Source organism: Halomonas smyrnensis AAD6, assembly GCF_000265245.1.
GTDB classification, from domain to species: domain Bacteria; phylum Pseudomonadota; class Gammaproteobacteria; order Pseudomonadales; family Halomonadaceae; genus Halomonas; species Halomonas smyrnensis.
Map to the genome: position 1 here is coordinate 1 of NZ_AJKS02000015.1, position 17,208 is coordinate 17,208.

The 17,208-nt window shown below is 70.0% G+C and carries 16 protein-coding genes; 5 read left to right on the forward strand and 11 right to left on the reverse strand.

The features are described from left to right. From mutL to UYS_RS0213780, 4 genes are all read right to left on the reverse strand, one after another. A partial coding sequence (gene mutL, locus UYS_RS0213765) for a DNA mismatch repair endonuclease MutL (RefSeq protein ID WP_016856097.1) occupies positions 1-1,065 on the reverse strand: 1,065 nt, incomplete at its 3' end. Positions 1,066-1,083: 18 nt separating this feature from the next. After that, positions 1,084-2,535 carry an N-acetylmuramoyl-L-alanine amidase gene (locus tag UYS_RS0213770; RefSeq protein ID WP_016856098.1) on the reverse strand — a complete coding sequence of 484 codons (1,452 nt, stop codon included), beginning with the start codon at positions 2,533-2,535 and terminating at the stop codon, positions 1,084-1,086. Continuing rightward, a complete protein-coding gene (gene tsaE / locus UYS_RS0213775; protein ID WP_040478534.1) occupies positions 2,532-3,062 on the reverse strand; it encodes a tRNA (adenosine(37)-N6)-threonylcarbamoyltransferase complex ATPase subunit type 1 TsaE in 531 nt (176 codons plus the stop codon). The genes UYS_RS0213770 and tsaE overlap by 4 nt, the downstream gene beginning before the upstream one ends. A 2-nt stretch (positions 3,063-3,064) precedes the next feature. Next, the gene (locus tag UYS_RS0213780) at positions 3,065-4,570 is read right to left on the reverse strand and encodes a bifunctional ADP-dependent NAD(P)H-hydrate dehydratase/NAD(P)H-hydrate epimerase (RefSeq protein WP_016856100.1); all 1,506 of its coding nucleotides are present in this window, start codon (positions 4,568-4,570) and stop codon (positions 3,065-3,067) included. Positions 4,571-4,682: 112 nt separating this feature from the next. On the opposite strand from UYS_RS0213780, the gene queG reads away from it, so the two are divergent. Next, the gene (gene queG / locus UYS_RS0213785) at positions 4,683-5,828 is read left to right on the forward strand and encodes a tRNA epoxyqueuosine(34) reductase QueG (protein WP_016856101.1); all 1,146 of its coding nucleotides are present in this window, start codon (positions 4,683-4,685) and stop codon (positions 5,826-5,828) included. An 18-nt stretch (positions 5,829-5,846) separates the two neighbouring features. On the opposite strand, the gene orn is transcribed toward queG, so the two are convergent. Beyond that, positions 5,847-6,440 carry an oligoribonuclease gene (gene orn / locus UYS_RS0213790; RefSeq protein WP_016856102.1) on the reverse strand — a complete coding sequence of 198 codons (594 nt, stop codon included), beginning with the start codon at positions 6,438-6,440 and terminating at the stop codon, positions 5,847-5,849. An 84-nt stretch (positions 6,441-6,524) separates the two neighbouring features. Between orn and rsgA the strand changes: the two genes are divergently transcribed. The 3 genes from rsgA to asd all read left to right on the forward strand — a co-directional run bounded on the left by rsgA (position 6,525) and on the right by asd (position 9,452). Further along, positions 6,525-7,559, forward strand: a complete 1,035-nt coding sequence (rsgA, locus tag UYS_RS0213795; RefSeq protein ID WP_026068561.1) for a small ribosomal subunit biogenesis GTPase RsgA — start codon at positions 6,525-6,527, stop codon at positions 7,557-7,559. 73 nt (positions 7,560-7,632) lie between these two features. Further along, on the forward strand, positions 7,633-8,463 hold the full coding sequence (locus tag UYS_RS0213800; protein WP_016856104.1) for a sulfurtransferase: 831 nt from the start codon (positions 7,633-7,635) through the stop codon (positions 8,461-8,463). A 152-nt stretch (positions 8,464-8,615) separates the two neighbouring features. Further along, complete coding sequence (gene asd / locus UYS_RS0213805) at positions 8,616-9,452, forward strand: archaetidylserine decarboxylase (protein ID WP_016856105.1); 837 nt, start codon at positions 8,616-8,618, stop codon at positions 9,450-9,452. A gap of 114 nt (positions 9,453-9,566) precedes the next feature. Here the strand turns inward: asd and UYS_RS0213810 are convergent, their stop codons facing one another. From UYS_RS0213810 to efp, 3 genes are all read right to left on the reverse strand, one after another. After that, on the reverse strand, positions 9,567-9,845 hold the full coding sequence (locus UYS_RS0213810; RefSeq protein ID WP_016856106.1) for a hypothetical protein: 279 nt from the start codon (positions 9,843-9,845) through the stop codon (positions 9,567-9,569). Positions 9,846-10,042: 197 nt separating this feature from the next. After that, positions 10,043-11,017: an EF-P lysine aminoacylase EpmA gene (gene epmA, locus UYS_RS0213815; RefSeq protein ID WP_016856107.1), complete on the reverse strand. Its 975-nt coding sequence runs from the start codon at positions 11,015-11,017 to the stop codon at positions 10,043-10,045. Between the two features lie 213 nt (positions 11,018-11,230). After that, positions 11,231-11,797: an elongation factor P gene (gene efp, locus UYS_RS0213820; RefSeq protein ID WP_016856108.1), complete on the reverse strand. Its 567-nt coding sequence runs from the start codon at positions 11,795-11,797 to the stop codon at positions 11,231-11,233. A 108-nt stretch (positions 11,798-11,905) separates the two neighbouring features. On the opposite strand from efp, the gene epmB reads away from it, so the two are divergent. Then, positions 11,906-12,931 carry an EF-P beta-lysylation protein EpmB gene (gene epmB, locus UYS_RS0213825; protein WP_040478525.1) on the forward strand — a complete coding sequence of 342 codons (1,026 nt, stop codon included), beginning with the start codon at positions 11,906-11,908 and terminating at the stop codon, positions 12,929-12,931. 117 nt (positions 12,932-13,048) lie between these two features. Here the strand turns inward: epmB and leuA are convergent, their stop codons facing one another. From leuA to serB, 3 genes are all read right to left on the reverse strand, one after another. Further along, entirely contained in the window at positions 13,049-14,755 is a 1,707-nt protein-coding gene (gene leuA / locus UYS_RS0213830) for a 2-isopropylmalate synthase (RefSeq protein WP_016856110.1), read from the reverse strand. A gap of 312 nt (positions 14,756-15,067) precedes the next feature. Continuing rightward, positions 15,068-15,922 carry an ion transporter gene (locus UYS_RS0213835; RefSeq protein ID WP_016856111.1) on the reverse strand — a complete coding sequence of 285 codons (855 nt, stop codon included), beginning with the start codon at positions 15,920-15,922 and terminating at the stop codon, positions 15,068-15,070. Next, a complete protein-coding gene (gene serB / locus UYS_RS0213840) occupies positions 15,912-17,147 on the reverse strand; it encodes a phosphoserine phosphatase SerB (protein ID WP_016856112.1) in 1,236 nt (411 codons plus the stop codon). The genes UYS_RS0213835 and serB overlap by 11 nt, the downstream gene beginning before the upstream one ends. Between the last annotated feature and the right edge of the window lie 61 nt (positions 17,148-17,208).

Sequence of the window (17,208 nt, forward strand, 5' to 3'; positions counted from 1 at the left end):
AGCATCCGCGGTCTCGCCCGGCTCCGCGTCGCCGCCCACGCTGGCGCCGGCCCGGGCCTCGCCCAGCGCCCGGTGCAGGCTGGAGAACAGGAAGTCGTGGACCATGCGCCCGTCGCGGAAGCGCACCTCGTGCTTGGTCGGGTGCACGTTGACGTCGACCACCGTCGGGTCGACCTCGAGATACAGCACGAACACCGGATGGCGGCCGTGGAACAGCACGTCGCGGTAGGCCTGGCGGATGGCGTGGGCCACCAACCGGTCGCGCACCACCCGGCCGTTGACGAAGAAGTACTGCTGGTCGGCCTGGGCCCGGGAATGGGTCGGCAGCCCGACCCAGCCCCACAGGCGCAACCCGCCGGTCTCGAGGTCCAGGTGCAGGGCGTTCTCCAGGAAGCCCTTGCCGAGCAGCGCCTGAAGGCGCCGCTCGTGGCCCACCAGGTCGCCGCCGGGGCGCAGCTGGTGGAGGGTCTTCTGGTTGTGGCGCAGCACCCAGCCGACATCGAGCCGCGACAGCGCCTGGCGGCGGAAGGCCTCCTCGACGTGGCCGAACTCGGTCTTCTCGGTGCGCAGGAACTTGCGCCGCGCCGGGGTGTTGAAGAACAGGTCGCGCACCGTCACCGAGGTGCCGCGCGGATGCGGCGAGGGCGTGACCCGCGGCTCCATGCGCCGGCCCTCGACCACCACCCGCCAGCCGCCGGTGGGATCGTCCTGGGTATTGGAGACCAGTTCGAGCCGCGACACCGAGCTGATCGAGGCCAGCGCCTCGCCACGGAAGCCGAGGCTGGCCACGCCCTCGAGGTCCTCGAGGGAGGCGATCTTGCTGGTGGCATGGCGCGACAGCGCCAGCGGCAGGTCGTCCTCGTCGATGCCGCCGCCGTCGTCGCGCACCCGGATCAGCCGGGCGCCGCCGGACTCCAGCTCCACCTCGACGCGGCTCGCGCCGGCGTCGATGGCGTTCTCGACCAGCTCCTTGACCACCGAGGACGGACGCTCGACCACCTCGCCGGCGGCGATCTGGTTGGCCAGCCGGGGATCGAGGATCCGGATATGTGAGTTATCGCTCATAACGCTCCCGTGACCCGCTCACGAACGGGGAATCCGCAGCACCTGCCCGACGCGGATCACGTCGCCGTTCAGGGCGTTGGCCTGGCGCAGCTGCGCCACCGGCACGCCATGGCGGGCGGCGATCTCGGAGAGGGTATCGCCGGGCTGGATGCGATATTCGTTGCCGCCGGTGTCGCGCCCCTGGTCGCGCTGCCAGGCCAGCAGGCTGGCCGGCGGCGGATTGCGCTGGAAGTGCGCCCGGACGCCGCCGAACACCGCGTCCATCATCCGCTCCTGATAGCCCGACTGCTGCAGCCGGCGCTCCTCGTCGGGGTTGGAGATGAAACCGGTCTCGACCAGCAGCGAGGGAATGTCCGGCGACTTGAGCACCACGAAGCCGGCCTGCTCCACCCGCGGCTTGTGCAGATCGTTGATCCGGCCCAGCCGGTCGAGCACCTGTCCGCCGATGGTCAGCGAATCGTTCAGGGTCGCGGTCATGGTCAGGTCGAGCAGCACGCCGCGCAGCACCTCGTCCTTGTCGTCGAGCGACAGGTTGCCGTCGACGCCGCCGATCAGGTCGGAGCGGTTCTCGCTGGCCGCCAGCCACTGGGCGGTCTCGGAGGTCGCTCCGCTCTGGGACAGCGCGAACACCGAGCTGCCGTGGGGCCGCGGGCTGCGGAAGGCGTCGGCGTGGATCGAGACGAAGAAGTCGGCCTTCTGCTCGCGGGCGATGCGGGTGCGCTGGCGCAGGCCGACGTAGTAGTCGTCGTCGCGGATCAGCACCGCCTTGAAGCCCTCGGCGTCGTTGACCTTGCGCGCCAGCCGCCGGGCCATCTCCAGCACCACGTCCTTCTCGCGGGTGCCCGAGGGGCCGATCGCGCCGGGATCCTCGCCACCGTGGCCGGCATCCACGGCGATGATGATGTCGCGCTTGGGATGCGGCTGGGCGGGCTCCCGGGGCGGGGTCGTCGCGGCGGCATCGCGGCCCTGCACCTGGGCCTGGGTCTGGGCGCGGTCGGCGGCGATCTCCTGATCGCGGATCATCGCCTCGATGGGATCGATCGGGTCCTCCACGGCGCTCTCGCCGGGATACTCGAGATCGACCACCAGGCGGTGACCGTACTGTTCGTTGGGCGCCAGGCTGAAGTGGCGCGGCTCGACCTCGCGGTTGAGCTCCAGCACCACGCGCAGGTCATCGCCGTCGCGCACGCCGGTGCGCACGTCGCGGATGGCGCTGCCGTCCAGGTCGAGCCGCTCGACGTCGGCGGCCAGGCGGGTGTCCGAGAGGTCGATCACCAGCCGGCGCGGATCGTCGAGGCTGAAGACGTTCGCCTCGGCCGCGGACGACAGGTCGAACACCAGCCGGGCATGGTCGGGGGCCGCCCACAGGCGCAGGTTGTCGACGCTGGCCGCGAGGGCCGCGGACGGCATCAGCGCCGCCAGCGCCAACAGGCCGCCGAGCAGGCGGCGGGACACGGTGCCCTGGCTCATGAGACGCGGTCGCCTTCCGGGCCCTTCGCCCCGGGCTGCGCTGCCTCGGACTGCTCTGCTGCAGACAAAGAGACATCGGCGGCGAGGCGCTCGAGCAGCGCGCGGCCGTGGTCGCTGCCGGCGACCAGCGTCGCCCGGCGGCCCTCGCCGTCCAGGCTCAGCGTCACCGTCAGGTCCGGCGTCGGCAGCCAGCCCTCGCCGCGGGCCGGCCACTCGATCACGCACAGCGCGTCGTCGGCCAGCAGGTCGCGGCCGCCGATGAACTCGAGCTCCTCGGGATCGCCCAGGCGATAGAGGTCGAAGTGGTTCACGCGCACCGTCTCGAGCTCGTAGGGCTCGACCAGGGTGTAGGTGGGGCTCTTGACCGCGCCGCGATGCCCGTAGGCGCGCAGGATGCCGCGGGTCAGGGTCGTCTTGCCCGCGCCCAGCTCGCCCTCGAGAAAGAGCAGGCCGTGGCCGCCGAGGGCCCGGCCGAGGGATTCGCCGAAGGCCACCTGGCGGTCTTCGTCATCGAGTCGCAGCTGCATCGTCATTCGCCCATCGTCGGGTTGACCAGAATTCGCGCACAGGATGCCAGATCGCCGGCTAGCAGGCCACGCTGGCCGCCCGCCGCCGCGGCCTCGTCGGCGGCCAGGGCGTGCACCATCACGCCGACCCGGGCGGCGGTCTCGCCATCGAGCCCCTGGGCCAGCAGCGCGCCGAGGATGCCGGACAGGGCATCGCCCATGCCGCCGCTGGCCATGCCCGGATTGCCGTAGGGGCACACGGCGAGCCCCGAGGGCCCCGCGATCAGGCTGCCGGTGCCCTTGAGCACCACCGTGCCGCCGTAGCGGCGCTGCAGCTCGGCGGCCGCCGCCGGGCGGTCGGCCTCCACCTCGGCCGCGCTCGTGCCGAGCAGGCGGCCGGCCTCGCCGGGATGCGGCGTCAGCAGCCAGTCGTCCCGGGAAAGGCCGACGAAGCGGCTCGCCAGCAGGTTGAGGGCGTCGGCGTCGACCACCAGCGGCCGGGCGGCGTCGAGGGCGGCCTGCAGCATCGCCTGGCCCCAGCTGCCCTGCCCCAGCCCGGGGCCGACCACCAGCACATCGGCCTGCGACGGCAGCTCGCCGAGATCGGCGGCGCCGCGCACGCCGTGGACCATCACCTCGGGGCGACGCACCAGGCTCGCGGTGACATGCTCCGGCGCGGTGGCCAGGCTGACCTTGCCGGCCCCCAGCCGGGCGGCATGCTCGGCGGCCAGCAGCGCCGCGCCGCCGAAGCCCGGCGCCCCGCCGAGCACCAACGCATGGCCGGCGTCACCCTTGTGGGCGTCCCGCGGGCGCGGCGGCAGCGCCGCGGCGATGGCGTCGCGGTGCAGCAGCTCGGCCGCCGGCAGCATGTCGGCCGCGGCCGAGCCGGGGGCGTCGAGCCCGCGGAAGATCACCTCCCCGGTCAGCGCCGGGGCGCGGCCGGTGTGCAGCCCCAGCTTGTCGCCGATGAAGGTAACCGTACGCGTGGCCTTCACCGCCACGCCCAGCTCGGCGCCGGTGTCGGCGTGCACGCCGGAGGGAATGTCGATGGCCAGCACCGGCCGCTCGGCCGCGTTGATCGCGGCGATGGCCTCGCGGAAGTCGCCGCGCACCTCGCCGGCAAGCCCGGTGCCGAGCAGCGCATCCACCACCACCTCGCCGGCAAGCGTGAGCCCCGGCCGCCAGGGCTCGAGCCCCACGCCCGCCGCGGTGGCCATGTCGGCGGCCTGGCGGGCGTCGCCCGTCAGCGCCTCCACCGGCTTGAGCGCCACGCGCTGCACGGCCCAGCCCTCGGCGGCGGCCAGCGCCGCCAGCACGTGGCCGTCGCCGCCGTTGTTGCCGGCGCCGCACAGCACGCTGAGCGAGCGGGCCTCTGGCCAGGCCTCGCGCAGCACCTGAAAGGCCGCCGCCGCGGCGCGCTGCATCAGCGCGAAGCCCGCGATGCCGGCGGCGATGGTACGACGGTCCAGCTCGCGGACCTGCTCGGCGCGATACAGCGCCCGGCCGGATGCTTCGGACGATGCCGTCATTCCCTGTCTCCCTTCGAGGCGATGCTTTACCATTGACGTTCCACGAAGTGTGTCCTGTCTCCCGCCGCTCGCCAAGCGTCGCGGCGCCTTTCCGAACGGTGTTTCCTCAATCATGACCCAGCCGTCTCCCGCGGGCGACGCCCCCGATCGTCTCACTCAGCAGACCGACTTGGCTCAGCAGACCGACTTGGCCGAGCTGGCCGAGCGCATCAAGACCTGGGGCCGCGAACTCGGTTTCCAGCAGGTGGGCATCGCCGACGTCGACCTGTCCGAGGACGAGGCGCGCCTGCAGCGCTGGCTCGACGCCGGCCATCACGGCGAGATGGGCTTCATGGCCAAGCACGGCACCAAGCGCACCCGCCCCGAGGAGCTCGAGCCCGGCACGGTGCGGGTGATCAGCGTGCGCCTGGACTACCTGCCGCCGGAGGTGGAAACCACCAGGATGCTGGCGCGGCCTGAGAAGGCCTACGTCTCCCGCTACGCGGTCGGGCGCGACTACCACAAGCTGATGCGCAAGCGCCTGGCGAGCCTGGCCAAGCAGATCCAGGCCGAGATCGGCCCCTTCGGCTATCGCGCCTTCGTCGATTCCGCCCCGGTGATGGAGCGCGGCCTGGCGCGCAAGGCCGGGCTCGGCTGGTTCGGCAAGAACGCCATGTTGCTGAATCCCAAGGCCGGCTCGCTGTTCTTCCTCGGCGAGCTCTACACCGACCTGCCGCTGCCGGTGGACGAGCCCTTCGAGGCCGAGCACTGCGGCAGCTGCAGCGCCTGCCGCACGGCCTGCCCCACCGACGCCATCGTCGAGGACAAGGTGGTCGACGCGCGGCGCTGCATCTCCTACCACACCATCGAGCTGCACGGCGCCATTCCCGAGGAATTCCGCGCCGCCATGGGCAACCGGGTGTTCGGCTGCGACGACTGCCAGCTGGTGTGCCCCTTCACCCGCTTCACCCGGGCCAGCAGCGAGGCCGACTTCGCGCCGCGCCACGACCTGGACCGCGCCGATCTGGTCGCGCTGTTCGCCTGGGGCGAGGAGGAGTTCCTGGACAGGACCGCCGGCAGCCCGATCCGCCGGATCGGCTACGAGCGCTGGCTGCGCAACCTGGCGGTGGGGCTCGGCAACGCGCCCTGGAGCGAGACGGTGGAGGCCGCGCTGCGCGCCCGGCTGGCGTATCCCTCGGACCTGGTCCGCGAGCACGTGCGCTGGGCGCTGGCGCGGCAGCAGCAGAAGAAGCGGAACACGATCGCCGTCGAGGCCTAGGCCCCGACGACGAACCGCTTACTCTTCCTCATCGCCGTCCTCGTCCTCGAGGCGCAGGAAGGTCTGGCGATAGTGCGACAGCTCGGCGATCGATTCCTTGATGTCGTCCATCGCCAGGTGGACGTTGCGCTTGCTGAAGCCGACCAGCGCGCCCGGATTCCAGCGCTTGGCCAGCTCCTTGACGGTCGAGACGTCCAGGTTGCGATAGTGGAAGAAGGCCAGCAGCTCTGGCATCTCGCGCTCGAGGAAGCGGCGGTCCTGGTGGATGCTGTTGCCGCACATCGGCGAGCTGCCCGGCGCCACGTGCTCGCGCAGGAACGCCAGCGTCTCCTGCTCGGCCTTGGCGGTATCGACGGTGCTGGCCTTGACCCGCGAGACCAGCCCCGAGGCGCCGTGGGTCTTCTGGTTCCAGTCGTCCATGCCCTCGAGCAGGGCATCCGGCTGATGGACGGCGATCACCGGCCCCTCGGCGACCACGTTGAGCTCGGCGTCGGTGACCAGGGTGGCCACCTCGATGATGCGTTCGCGGTTCGGGTCGAGCCCGGTCATTTCCAGGTCGATCCACACCAGGCGCCGGGTGCGCGGATCCTGGGCATCTTGGTTCGCGGCCATGGGACGTTCCTTGATCGTGCGGCCGGCGACAGCCGGCCCCGTTGATGAGTACAATGCCGCCATTGTACCGACCTTCGGGCCCTCATGAGCAAACGCAAGTTGACCCGCCAGCAGCGCTGGCGCATCGAGAAGATCCAGGCCGAACGCGCCAAGCGCGCCGAGAAGCGCGGCCAGCAGGATGCCGACAAGCTCGACGCCGGCGAATACGGCGCCGAACAGCCCGGGCGGGTGATCGCCCACTTCGGCCGCACCCTGGACGTGCGCCCGGAGGGCGACGGCGACCCGGTGCGCTGCCACCTGCGCGCCAACCTAGAGGGGCTGGTCACCGGTGACCGGGTGATCTGGCGCGCCGGCGAGGACGGCAGCGGCGTGGTGGTGGCCCGCGGCGAGCGCGCAAGCGTGCTCGAGCGCCCCGACCCCCGGGGCCAGCTCAAGCCGGTGGCGGCCAACATCGACCAGATCCTGATCGTGTTCGCCGTGGAGCCCGAGCCCCACGCCAACCTCATCGACCGCTACCTGGTGGCCGCCGAGGCCACCGGGATCGCGCCGGTGCTGGTGCTCAACAAGGCCGACCTGCTACCCGAGGACGGCGGCGAGCTCGGCGCGCTGCTGGAACGCTACGCGGCGCTGGGCTATCCGGTGGTGACCACCACTACCGCCCGCGACGGCGGCCTGGACGCCCTCCATCGGCGGCTGGCCGGGCGTACCTCGGTGTTCGTCGGCCAGAGCGGGGTCGGCAAGTCCTCGCTCATCGACCGCCTGCTGCCGTTTGATTCGCTGCGCATCGGCGCGCTGTCGGAGGACTCGCGCAAGGGTCGCCACACCACCACCACCGCCCGGCTCTACCGCTTCGCCCCGGGCGAGCGGGACGCCGACGGGGCCGGCGAGTTGATCGACTCTCCCGGCATCCGCGAGTTCGGCCTGATCCACCTGGACGAGGCTCAGGTCGCCGAGGGCTTCATCGAGTTCCGCGAGCACCTCGGTCGCTGCCGCTTCCGCGACTGCCGCCACCGCAAGGAGCCGGGCTGCGCGCTGCTGGCTGCCGTCGAGAGCGGCGAGATTCACGCCGACCGCTTTGCCAGCTACCGCCGTATCGTCGATAGTCTCGAAGAGAGCTGAAAGAACAACGGCATGCCCGAGCCGGGCTGATTCAGGCCAGGACGTCTAGGCCAGAACGATCAAGGAGAGCCCCATGAGTTCAGAAGACAACCTGCTGCCGCTGATCGTCGAGCCCGAGCGGCTCGAGGCGCAGCTGGACGCCCCTTCGCTGCTGATCATCGACGTGCCGCTGAAGGCCGAGAGCCATGAGCAGGGCCACGTGCCCGGCGCCGTCTATCTGGACCCCAAGCGGCTGCTGCGCGGCGAGGGTGACGTGCCCAACGAGGCGCCGGACGCCGAGGCGCTGTCGGCGCTGTTCTCGTCGCTGGGGCTGACCCGGGACACCCACGTGGTGGCCTACGACGACGAGGGCGGCGGCTGGGCCGGCCGGCTGCTGTGGACCCTGGAGCTGATCGGCCACACCCGCTACTCCTACCTCAACGGCGGCATCCACGCCTGGCGCGCCGCCGGACTGCCGACCTCCACCGAGACCAGCGCCCCCGCGCCGAGCGACTATCGGGCCGAGATCCTCCGCCCCGAGGTGGCCATCGACCGCGTCGAGCTGACCGAGCGCCTAGGCGAGAAGGGCTTCGCGATCTGGGATGCCCGCACCCGCGCCGAATACGACGGCGAGAAGGGCGACAACAAGCGCCTCGGCCACATCCCCGGCGCGGTGAACCTGGACTGGCTCGAGGCCATGGACAAGGCGCGCGACCTGCGCATCCGCGACTACGCGGAGCTCATCACCGAGCTCGAGACGCTGGGCCTGACGCCGGACATGGAAGTGGTCACTCACTGCCAGACCCACCACCGCAGCGGCCTCACCTGGCTGGTGGGCAAGGCGCTCGGCTTCGAGAAGATGCGCGCCTACCCCGGCTCCTGGAAGGAATGGGGCAACCGCGACGACACGCCGATCGAGAAATAAACGGCAAGACGCGGCGGCGCCGCTTGAAGCAGGCCGCCTGAGGAAGGAAGACCGGCGCGTCGCGCCTTGAAGAGGGAAGGCTGCCCCGTCGCTGCCTTGCTTCTTCGCTCCTTCCTCTGATCACTCATGCAACCGACCGGAACGTTCCCTTCGTGACCCCAGCCAAGCTGTTCGCCCTGATCCAGTATCCCCTGCCCCACCACCTGCTCTCGCGGCTGATCGGCCGGCTCGCCGACTGCCGGGTGTCCTGGGTCAAGGACCTCGCCATTCGCGCCTTTATCCGCCAGTTCAAGGTGGACATGGGCGAGGCCCACCAGCCGGACCCGAGCGCCTATCCGAGCTTCAACGCGTTCTTCACCCGGCCGCTGAAGGACGGCGCCCGCCCCATCGGCGAGGGGCTGGTCTCGCCGGCCGACGGCACCCTCTCGCAGTTCGGGCGCCTCGAGCACGGCCGGCTGATCCAGGCCAAGGGCCACCACTTCACCGCCGCCGACCTGCTGGGCGGCGACCTGGAAGCCGCCGGGCGCTATCGCGACGGCAGCTTCGCCACCGTCTATCTCTCGCCCAGCGACTACCATCGCGTGCATATGCCGGTGGCCGGCACGCTCCGGGAGATGGTCTACGTGCCGGGCCGGCTGTTCTCGGTCAACGCCGCCACCACCCACCACGTGCCCAACCTCTTCGCCCGCAACGAGCGCCTGGTGTGCCACTTCGACACCGAGCACGGCCCCATGGCGCTGGTGCTGGTCGGCGCCATGATCGTCGCGGCCATCGAGACGGTGTGGGCCGGGCAGATCACGCCCCTGCCCCGCGGCGGCGTTCAGCGCATCCGCTTCGACATCCCGGTGCATCTCGAGAAGGGCGAGGAGATGGGCCGCTTCCAGCTCGGCTCCACCGTGGTGATGACCTTCGCCGAGCCGGTCGATTTCAACGGCCTGGACGCGGAACAGACGGTCAGGATGGGCCAGCGACTCGGCGACGTCGGCTGACACCTAGCCCCCGGCTATCGGGTTCACCCTCGAGCCACCAAAGAACAGGGCCCACTCGGATGAGTGGGCCCTGTCGTGTCCGGCCGATCATGTCACGTCACGATCGCCAGCGGCTCAGCTCGAGCGCTCCAGCGTGATCTCGACCGGCGAGCGCATGGCCTTCCTCGGCTTGCCCAGGATTTGAACGCCCATGGCGACGATGAAGATCCCCGCGAAGACCGGCGTCGGGATCTTGCCGAAGAAGTGCAGCACCAGGGTGGCCAGGATGATCGGCACCGTCACCAGCACGATACGAGAATACTTCTTCGCCGCCTCTTCCATCTGGCGAAAATGGCCGGACAGCGTCTCGCGTGACGCCCCCGCCACGAGGTCGTCGGCCCCGCACTTGGGCACTCGGCCGTCTCGTTGCGCAGCAGGCGCAGCGCATGGCGATGCCGCAGGCCGACCCGTTCCTGGCATGCCGGGCAGACATAGGTGGCGACCTTGCTCCCCGAATCCTTCATGATGCGCTTTTCAAGAAATGAATGTGGGCGCCATTGTAACGGCCTTCCGGCATCGATCGTGCAGATCTCGACGTCAGGCCATGCCGCTCAAGCTCGAGGCGTGGCGAAGGCCATCACCTCGGCCACGCTCGCCCTGCCCTGCGCCAGCTGGAACAGGCGATCGAGCCCCAGGGCCACGCCGCTGCCCGCCGGCATGCCGGCCTCCAGCGCGGCCAGCAGGCGCTCGTCGACGTCGACCTCGTCCAGGCCGGCGGCGCGGCGGGCGGCGTTGTCCTCCTCGAAGCGGGCGCGCTGCTCCGCGGCGTCGGTGAGCTCGTCGTAGCCGTTGGCGAGCTCGAGGCCGTGCCGGTAGACCTCGAAGCGCGAGGCGACCCACTCGCCGTCTTCCGGGTCTTGGTGGCGCCTGGCCAGCGCCGCCTGGCTGGCCGGATAGTCCACCACCACGTCGATGCCGTCGCGGCCCAGGTGCGGCTCGATGGACAGGCTGATCAACAGGTCGAGGCAGTCGTCGCGCGAGGCCGTGGCCATGTCGAGCCCGCCGGTCTCGGCGGCCCGGCGGCGCAGGGCATCGAGCGGTTCGCGAAAGGGATCGAGCCCGAGGTGTTCGCGAAACAGCTCGCGGTAGCGGCGGCGGCGCAGCGGGCCGGGATCGAACGGGAGCACCCGGCGGATCAGGGCATCGGTCTCGGCGATCAGGCCGTCCAGGTCGAGGCCCGGGCGGTACCACTCCAGCATGCTGAACTCGAGGTTGTGGCGCCCGCCCACCTCGCCGTCGCGGAAGCTGCGGGCGATCTGGAAGATCGCTCCGCTGCCGGCGGCCAGCAGCCGCTTCATGTGGAATTCCGGCGAGGTCTGCAGCCACAGCCGCTCGCGGCCGGCCGGCGTCACCGCCTCGCAGCACAGCGAGGCCAGGTGCACGTCGGTGCTGCCGCCATGGCCGAGCACCGGCGTCTCGACCTCCCACACCCCGCGCTCGGCGAAGAAGGCCCGCACCTCGGCCATCAGCCGCGCGCGCTCGCGCAGCGTCGCGATCTCGGCCGTGGGCCGCCAATCAATGGTCATCGATCTTTCTCCACAAACGACAAAGGCCACGACATAGCGTGGCCTTTGTAGAACACCTTGTTACTTGAGTGATCCACCGGCAACGCGGCTTTCCCGAGGGCAGGCCTTTGCGGAGGCGCTGTGCCCCCTCCCTGGGCGCTACCGATGCCATCCATGGCATAGGATCTCCGCGCCGGCCTGCCCTCGGCGCCGCTCAGTGCATCACTTCAGGCGTCAGGCGCGGGAGACATACTCACCGGAGCGCGTATCGACCTTCAGCACTTCGCCCTGGTTGATGAACAGCGGCACGCGCACCACGGCGCCGGAGGACAGGGTCGCCGGCTTGGAGCCGCCCTGGGCGGTGTCACCCTTGAGGCCGGGGTCGGTCTCGGTGACCTCGAGCTCGATGAAGTTCGGCGGGGTCACGGCGATGGCGTTGTCGTTCCACAGGGTCACGGTGTAGACCACCTGCTCCTTGAGCCACTTGTCGGTCTCGCCCAGCGCCTTCTTCTCGACGGCGTACTGTTCGAAGGAGCCGTCGGTCTTCATGAAGTGCCACATGTCGCCGTCGGTGTAGACGTACTCCATGTCCAGCTCGAGCACGTCGGCGCCTTCCAGGGACTCGCCGGACTTGAAGGTGCGTTCCCAGACGCGGCCGGTCATCAGGTTGCGCAGCTTGACGCGGTTGAAGGCCTGGCCCTTGCCCGGCTTGACGTAGTCGTTCTCGAGGATGGCGCAGGGGTCGCCATCCAGCATGACCTTCAGACCGCCCTTGAATTCGTTGGTAGAATAGTTCGCCATGATGATCGTTCCATATTCCAGCGCGTCGGTGGCCGAAGCCGCGGACGCGAGCAAGCAAATGACAGTGGCCGAGGGGCAAGCCCTCGGCCGCCTCGAAGTGTGCCCCGCATGATAACCCGAAGCCCGATTCCTTTGCAGTGCCGGCCCGCCACGCCGGCGCCCGGCGCCTGGCAGGCGCAGCTGGCCGGCGCGATCCGCGACCCGCACGCCCTGTGCCGCCGCCTGGGCCTCGCCCCCGAGTGGGTGTCCGGCGCCGAGGCCGGCCATGCGCTGTTCGAGGTGCGAGTGCCGGAGGCCTACCTCGCCCGCATCCGACCCGGCGATCCGAGCGACCCGCTGCTGCGCCAGGTGCTGCCGCTCGGCGAGGAGGCCGAGGCCGCGCCCGGTTTCGTCGCCGACCCGCTCGAGGAGGCCGACCATACCCAGAAGCGCGGGCTGATCCACAAGTACGCCGGCCGGGTGCTGTTGATCGCGAGCCCCGCCTGCGCGGTGAACTGCCGCTACTGCTTCCGCCGCCACTTCCCGTATGAAGAGAACGCGCCCTCGCGGGCCCAGTGGGAGGAGACGCTGTCCTACCTGCGCGACGATGCCTCCATCGTTGAGGCGATTCTCTCCGGCGGCGACCCGCTGGCGGCCAGCGACCGCCAGCTTTCCTGGCTGGTCGAACGGCTGGCGGCCATCCCGCACCTCCGGCGGCTGCGGATCCACACCCGGCTGCCGGTGGTGATCCCCGACCGCATCGACGGCGCCCTGCTCGACTGGCTCGGCGGCACGCGGCTGCAGAAGGTCATGGTGCTGCACATCAACCACGCCCGGGAAATCGACGAGGCGGTGGTCGAGGCCTGCCGACGGCTGCAGGCCGCGGGCGTGACCCTGCTCAACCAGAGCGTGCTGCTGCGAGGGGTCAACGACGACGTCGCGTCGCTGGCCGAGCTCTCCGAGCGGCTGTTCGAGGCCGGCATCCTGCCCTACTACCTGCACGTGCTGGACCCGGTGGCCGGCGCCGCCCACTTCGACGTGAGCGACGAGGCGGCCCGGGCGCTGGTCGCCGAGCTGCGCCGGCACCTGCCCGGCTTTCTGATGCCGACGCTGGTGCGCGAGGTGCCCGGCGAGGCCAGCAAGACGCCGCTGTAGGCGGCCAAGCGGCCAAAACATACACCTATCCCCGCACAAGCGAACCCCGAAGGTCGTGGCCTTCGGGGTTCGCTTGTCGCTAGGCGCTAATCACTCGGCGCTTGGCGCTCGGTACCGTTAGGCCAGCGTTTCGGCGGTCACGTTGGCCGCCGGCTCCTCGGTGGAGTGCTTGCGGTTGATCGCGCTCAGCACGCCCTTGATCGAGGCGCTGGTGATGCTCTCGTCGGTGCCGACGCCGAACACCGCCTCGCCGTTGACGCGCACCTCCACGTAGGCGATCGCCTCGGCGTCGGCGCCCTGGCCGCGGGAGTGCTCGTGATAGTCGATGATCTCGACGTCATGGCCCTCGCCGGCCAGCGCCTTGATGAAGGCCGCCAGCGGCCCGTTGCCCTGGCTCTGGATGACGCGACGCTCGCCGCCTTCCTCGACGGTGGCCTCGAGGGTCACGGTGGGGCTGTCCGGCTCGGAGGACATGCGGTGGCTGATCAGGGCGAAGGGCTCGCGCTGCTCGAGGTACTCGTCGACGAAGGCCTGGTAGATCATCTCGGAGGTGATCTCCTTACCCAGCCGGTCGGCCACTTCCTGCACCACCTGGCTGAACTCGATCGACAGGCGGCGCGGCAGCTCGATGCCGTGCTCCTGCTCGAGCAGGTAGGAGACGCCACCCTTGCCGGACTGGCTGTTGACGCGGATCACCGCCTCGTAGCTGCGGCCCACGTCGAGCGGGTCGATCGGCAGGTAGGGTACCGCCCAGACGGCCTCCGGGTTCTCGCGGCGCTCGGCCATGCCCTTCTTGATGGCGTCCTGGTGGGAGCCGGAGAAGGCGGTGAACACCAGGTCGCCGACGTAGGGATGGCGCGGGTGCACCGGCAGCTGGTTGCAATACTCCACTTCGCGCATGATCGGCGTGATGTTGGAGAAGTCGAGGCCCGGGTGCACGCCCTGGGTGTAGAGGTTCATGGCCAGGGTGACGAGGTCGACGTTGCCGGTACGCTCGCCGTTGCCGAACAGGCAGCCCTCGACGCGGTCGGCGCCGGCCATCACCGTCAGCTCGGCGGCGGCCACGCCGGTGCCGCGGTCGTTGTGCGGGTGCACGCTGACGATCAGGTGATCGCGATGGGCGACGTGGCGGCAGAACCACTCCACCTGGTCGGCGTAGTTGTTGGGCGTGGCGCACTCCACGGTGGCCGGCAGGTTGACGATCATCGGCTTCTCGACGCTGCCGCCATAGGTGGCCTCCACGGCATCGACGATCTCCACCGCGAAGTCCATCTCGGTGGTCGAGAAAAGCTCCGGCGAGTACTGGAAGGTCCAGTGGGTCTCCGGGGCCGCCGCCATGTGCTCGCGGATGCGGGTGGTGGCGTCCACCGCGATCTGGATGCACTCGGGCTTGCTGACGTTGAACACCACGCGGCGGAACACCGGATCGGTGGCGTTGTAGACGTGAACGATGGCGTTCTTGGCGCCCTTGAGCGCCTCGAAGGTGCGGTCGATCAGGTGCGGGCGCGCCTGGGTGAGCACCTGGATGGTGACGTCGTCCGGCACCTTGTCCTCTTCGATCAGCGAGCGCACGAAGTCGAAGTCGGTCTGGGAGGCCGAGGGGAAGCCCACCTCGATCTGCTTGAAGCCGATCTTCACCAGCAGGTCGAAGAAGCGCTGCTTGCGCTCCTGGTCCATGGGATCGATCAGCGCCTGGTTACCGTCACGCAGGTCGACGGCGCACCACTGGGGCGGCGTCTCGATGCGCTGGCTCGGCCACTGGCGGTCGGGCAGGTCGACGGCCACGAAGGGGCGGTACTTGGCGGAGGGGTTATCGAGCATCATGGCGGCGTTCTCCCGGGCGTTTATCGGATTCAGAAACGGCGACGCCCCGCCTGCCGGGGGGCAGACGGGGCGTCGTCGAGGTGTTCGCTCATGACCATCGCGACCCCACGGACCGGTCGGGCGGCGCGTACGACACAGACAGGGGCAATGTTCATGGGAATGACAGTAGCGGTGCGGGACATGTGACAACCTCGAATTCGACCTGGACAAAAGGGCGATGCAGGCGGCATCACCCGGCGCGCTCAGCGGCGGGCTAGTAGTCGTAGGTCGAGGACGAGGCTGTACGATGTCATGTTCATGGCCCCTAGAAAATCAGCCTGGGGGTCGCTTGTCAAGCTCGCGCGCCTCGCCGGCCTGCAGCAGGCCCTCCATGCGGGTCAGCTGGTCGCGCATCTGGTGCACGTCGGCGCGCAGGGCCTGGAGCTCCGCCGTCTCGCCCTCGCCGTTCTCCAGCGCCATCTCGGCGCTCTCCTTCTGCATCACGTCGAGCACGATGCCGATCATCATGTTGAGGAAGATGAAGGCGGTCAGGAAGATGAACGTCAGGTAGTACAGCCAGCTCCAGGCATGCAGCTCCTGGGTGGCGTACATCACGTCGGTCCAGTCCTCGAAGGTGGCGATGCGGAACAGCGTCAGCATGGCCGTGGCGATGTTGCCCCACAGGAAATCGTCGACCTCGGCGAACAGGAAACTGCCGATGGCGGCGTAGATGTAGAAGATGATGAACATCAGCAGCGCCACGTAGCCCATGCGCGGGATCGACTTGACCAGCGCCGCCAGCAGCACCCGCAGCTCGGGGATCATCGACACCAGGCGCAGCACCCGGAAGATGCGCAGCAGCCGCGCCAGCAGCACCATCTCCGACTCGTCGAGCGGGATCAGGCTGGCGGTGACGATCAGGAAGTCGAAGACGTTCCAGCCCTTCCTGAAGAAGTCCCGCAGCCGCCGCTCGGCGCCCATGCGGATCAGGATCTCCACCAGGAAGAACACCGTCACCGCCGTGTCCAGCGCCAGCAGCCAGTGCTGGATGTGGCTGGACTGCTCGTAGGTCTTGGCGCCGATCAGCAGCGCCGAGACGATGATGATGGCGATCACCAGCGTCTCGAACACCTTGTTGGCGCGCAGCCGCTCGAAGCGGTCGCGCCAGGTCAGCAGATCAGCGCTCACCGCGTCCTTCCTCCAGGTCGCCTTGGCGATAGCCGATCAGGTAGAGCACCGCGTCCAGCCCCAGGGTCGAGAGCGAGTGCCGGGCCTGCTGGCGCACCAGCGGCTTGGCCCGGAAGGCGATGCCGAGGCCGGCCGCGGCCAGCATCTTCAGGTCGTTGGCGCCGTCGCCCACGGCGATGGTCTGCTCCATGGACAGCCCCTCGCGCTCGGCGATCCGGTACAGCAGCTCGGCCTTGCGGTCGGCGTCGACGATCGGCTCGCGCACCTCGCCGGTAACCTTGCCGTCCTCGATCACCAGCTCGTTGGCGTGGACCTCATCGAAGCCGAGGCGCTCCTGCAGGTAGTGGGCGAAGTAGGTGAAGCCGCCGGACAGGATCGCGGTGCGATAGCCGAGCCGCTTGAGCTGGCGCATCAGCCGCTCCAGGCCGTCCATCAGCGGCAGTTCCTCGGCGATCTCGGCCAGCACCGACTCGTCGAGGCCGCGGAGCTTCGCCATGCGCTCACGGAAGCTCTGCTGGAAGTCCAGCTCGCCGCGCATGGCCCGCTCGGTGACCTCGGCCACCTCGTCATAGACGCCGTGACGGCGCGCCAGCTCGTCGATCACCTCGGCCTGGATCAGGGTCGAATCCATGTCGAAGCACACCAGGCGACGGTGGCGGCGCCAGATGGAGTCCTCCTGCAGGGCGATGTCGACGCCGTGGGCCGCGCCCAGCGCCAGCGCCTTCTCGCGCAGGGCCTCGAGGTCGACGTTGTCGCCGCGCAGCCAGCACTCCACGCAGGCGCCCTGGATGGCGTCATGCTCGCCGGGCACGCCGCCGTCCAGCGGCTCGCGGCCGGAGAGCCGGTGGATCAGCTCCACCGTCAGGCCCTGCTCGGCGGTCAGCGCGCCGACCTCGGCCAGGATGCCGGCCGGCAGGTGCGGCGCCAGCAGGGTCAGGATCAGCCGCGGCTGGCTGGCCTGCACGCTCCAGCGGTGATAGTCCTCGGCGCCGATCTGGATCGCCTGGACATCGAGCCCCAGCCGGTCGCCGGCGGCGGACAGCGCGCCCTCCAGGTCGCTGTCGTGGTCGAGCCCCACCAGGGCCTCCAGCGACACGATGCCGAAGGTCACGCTCTGGTTGATGTCCAGCAGCCGCGCGCCGCTCTGGGCCAGGGCACGGCCCAGGCCGGCCAGCTGGCCGGCCTGGGCGGCGCCGGTGGCGCGGATCAGGAGTCGTCTCGTCATGTCATCCTCGATGCTTGTGCAGCCGGTCGGCCGGGCGAGCCTCGCTGCCTTCGAGGCCGAA

Coding starts and splice junctions, on each gene's coding strand:
- efp (WP_016856108.1), bottom strand. CDS start 11,797: ATGGCGAACTATTCTACCAACGAATTCAAGGGCGGTCTGAAGGTCATG.
- epmA (WP_016856107.1), bottom strand. CDS start 11,017: ATGACCATTGATTGGCGGCCCACGGCCGAGATCGCGACGCTGCGCGAG.
- epmB (WP_040478525.1), top strand. CDS start 11,906: ATGATAACCCGAAGCCCGATTCCTTTGCAGTGCCGGCCCGCCACGCCG.
- leuA (WP_016856110.1), bottom strand. CDS start 14,755: ATGATGCTCGATAACCCCTCCGCCAAGTACCGCCCCTTCGTGGCCGTC.
- UYS_RS0213800 (WP_016856104.1), top strand. CDS start 7,633: ATGAGTTCAGAAGACAACCTGCTGCCGCTGATCGTCGAGCCCGAGCGG.
- orn (WP_016856102.1), bottom strand. CDS start 6,440: ATGGCCGCGAACCAAGATGCCCAGGATCCGCGCACCCGGCGCCTGGTG.
- serB (WP_016856112.1), bottom strand. CDS start 17,147: ATGACGAGACGACTCCTGATCCGCGCCACCGGCGCCGCCCAGGCCGGC.
- rsgA (WP_026068561.1), top strand. CDS start 6,525: ATGAGCAAACGCAAGTTGACCCGCCAGCAGCGCTGGCGCATCGAGAAG.
- queG (WP_016856101.1), top strand. CDS start 4,683: ATGACCCAGCCGTCTCCCGCGGGCGACGCCCCCGATCGTCTCACTCAG.
- tsaE (WP_040478534.1), bottom strand. CDS start 3,062: ATGCAGCTGCGACTCGATGACGAAGACCGCCAGGTGGCCTTCGGCGAA.
- UYS_RS0213780 (WP_016856100.1), bottom strand. CDS start 4,570: ATGACGGCATCGTCCGAAGCATCCGGCCGGGCGCTGTATCGCGCCGAG.
- UYS_RS0213770 (WP_016856098.1), bottom strand. CDS start 2,535: ATGAGCCAGGGCACCGTGTCCCGCCGCCTGCTCGGCGGCCTGTTGGCG.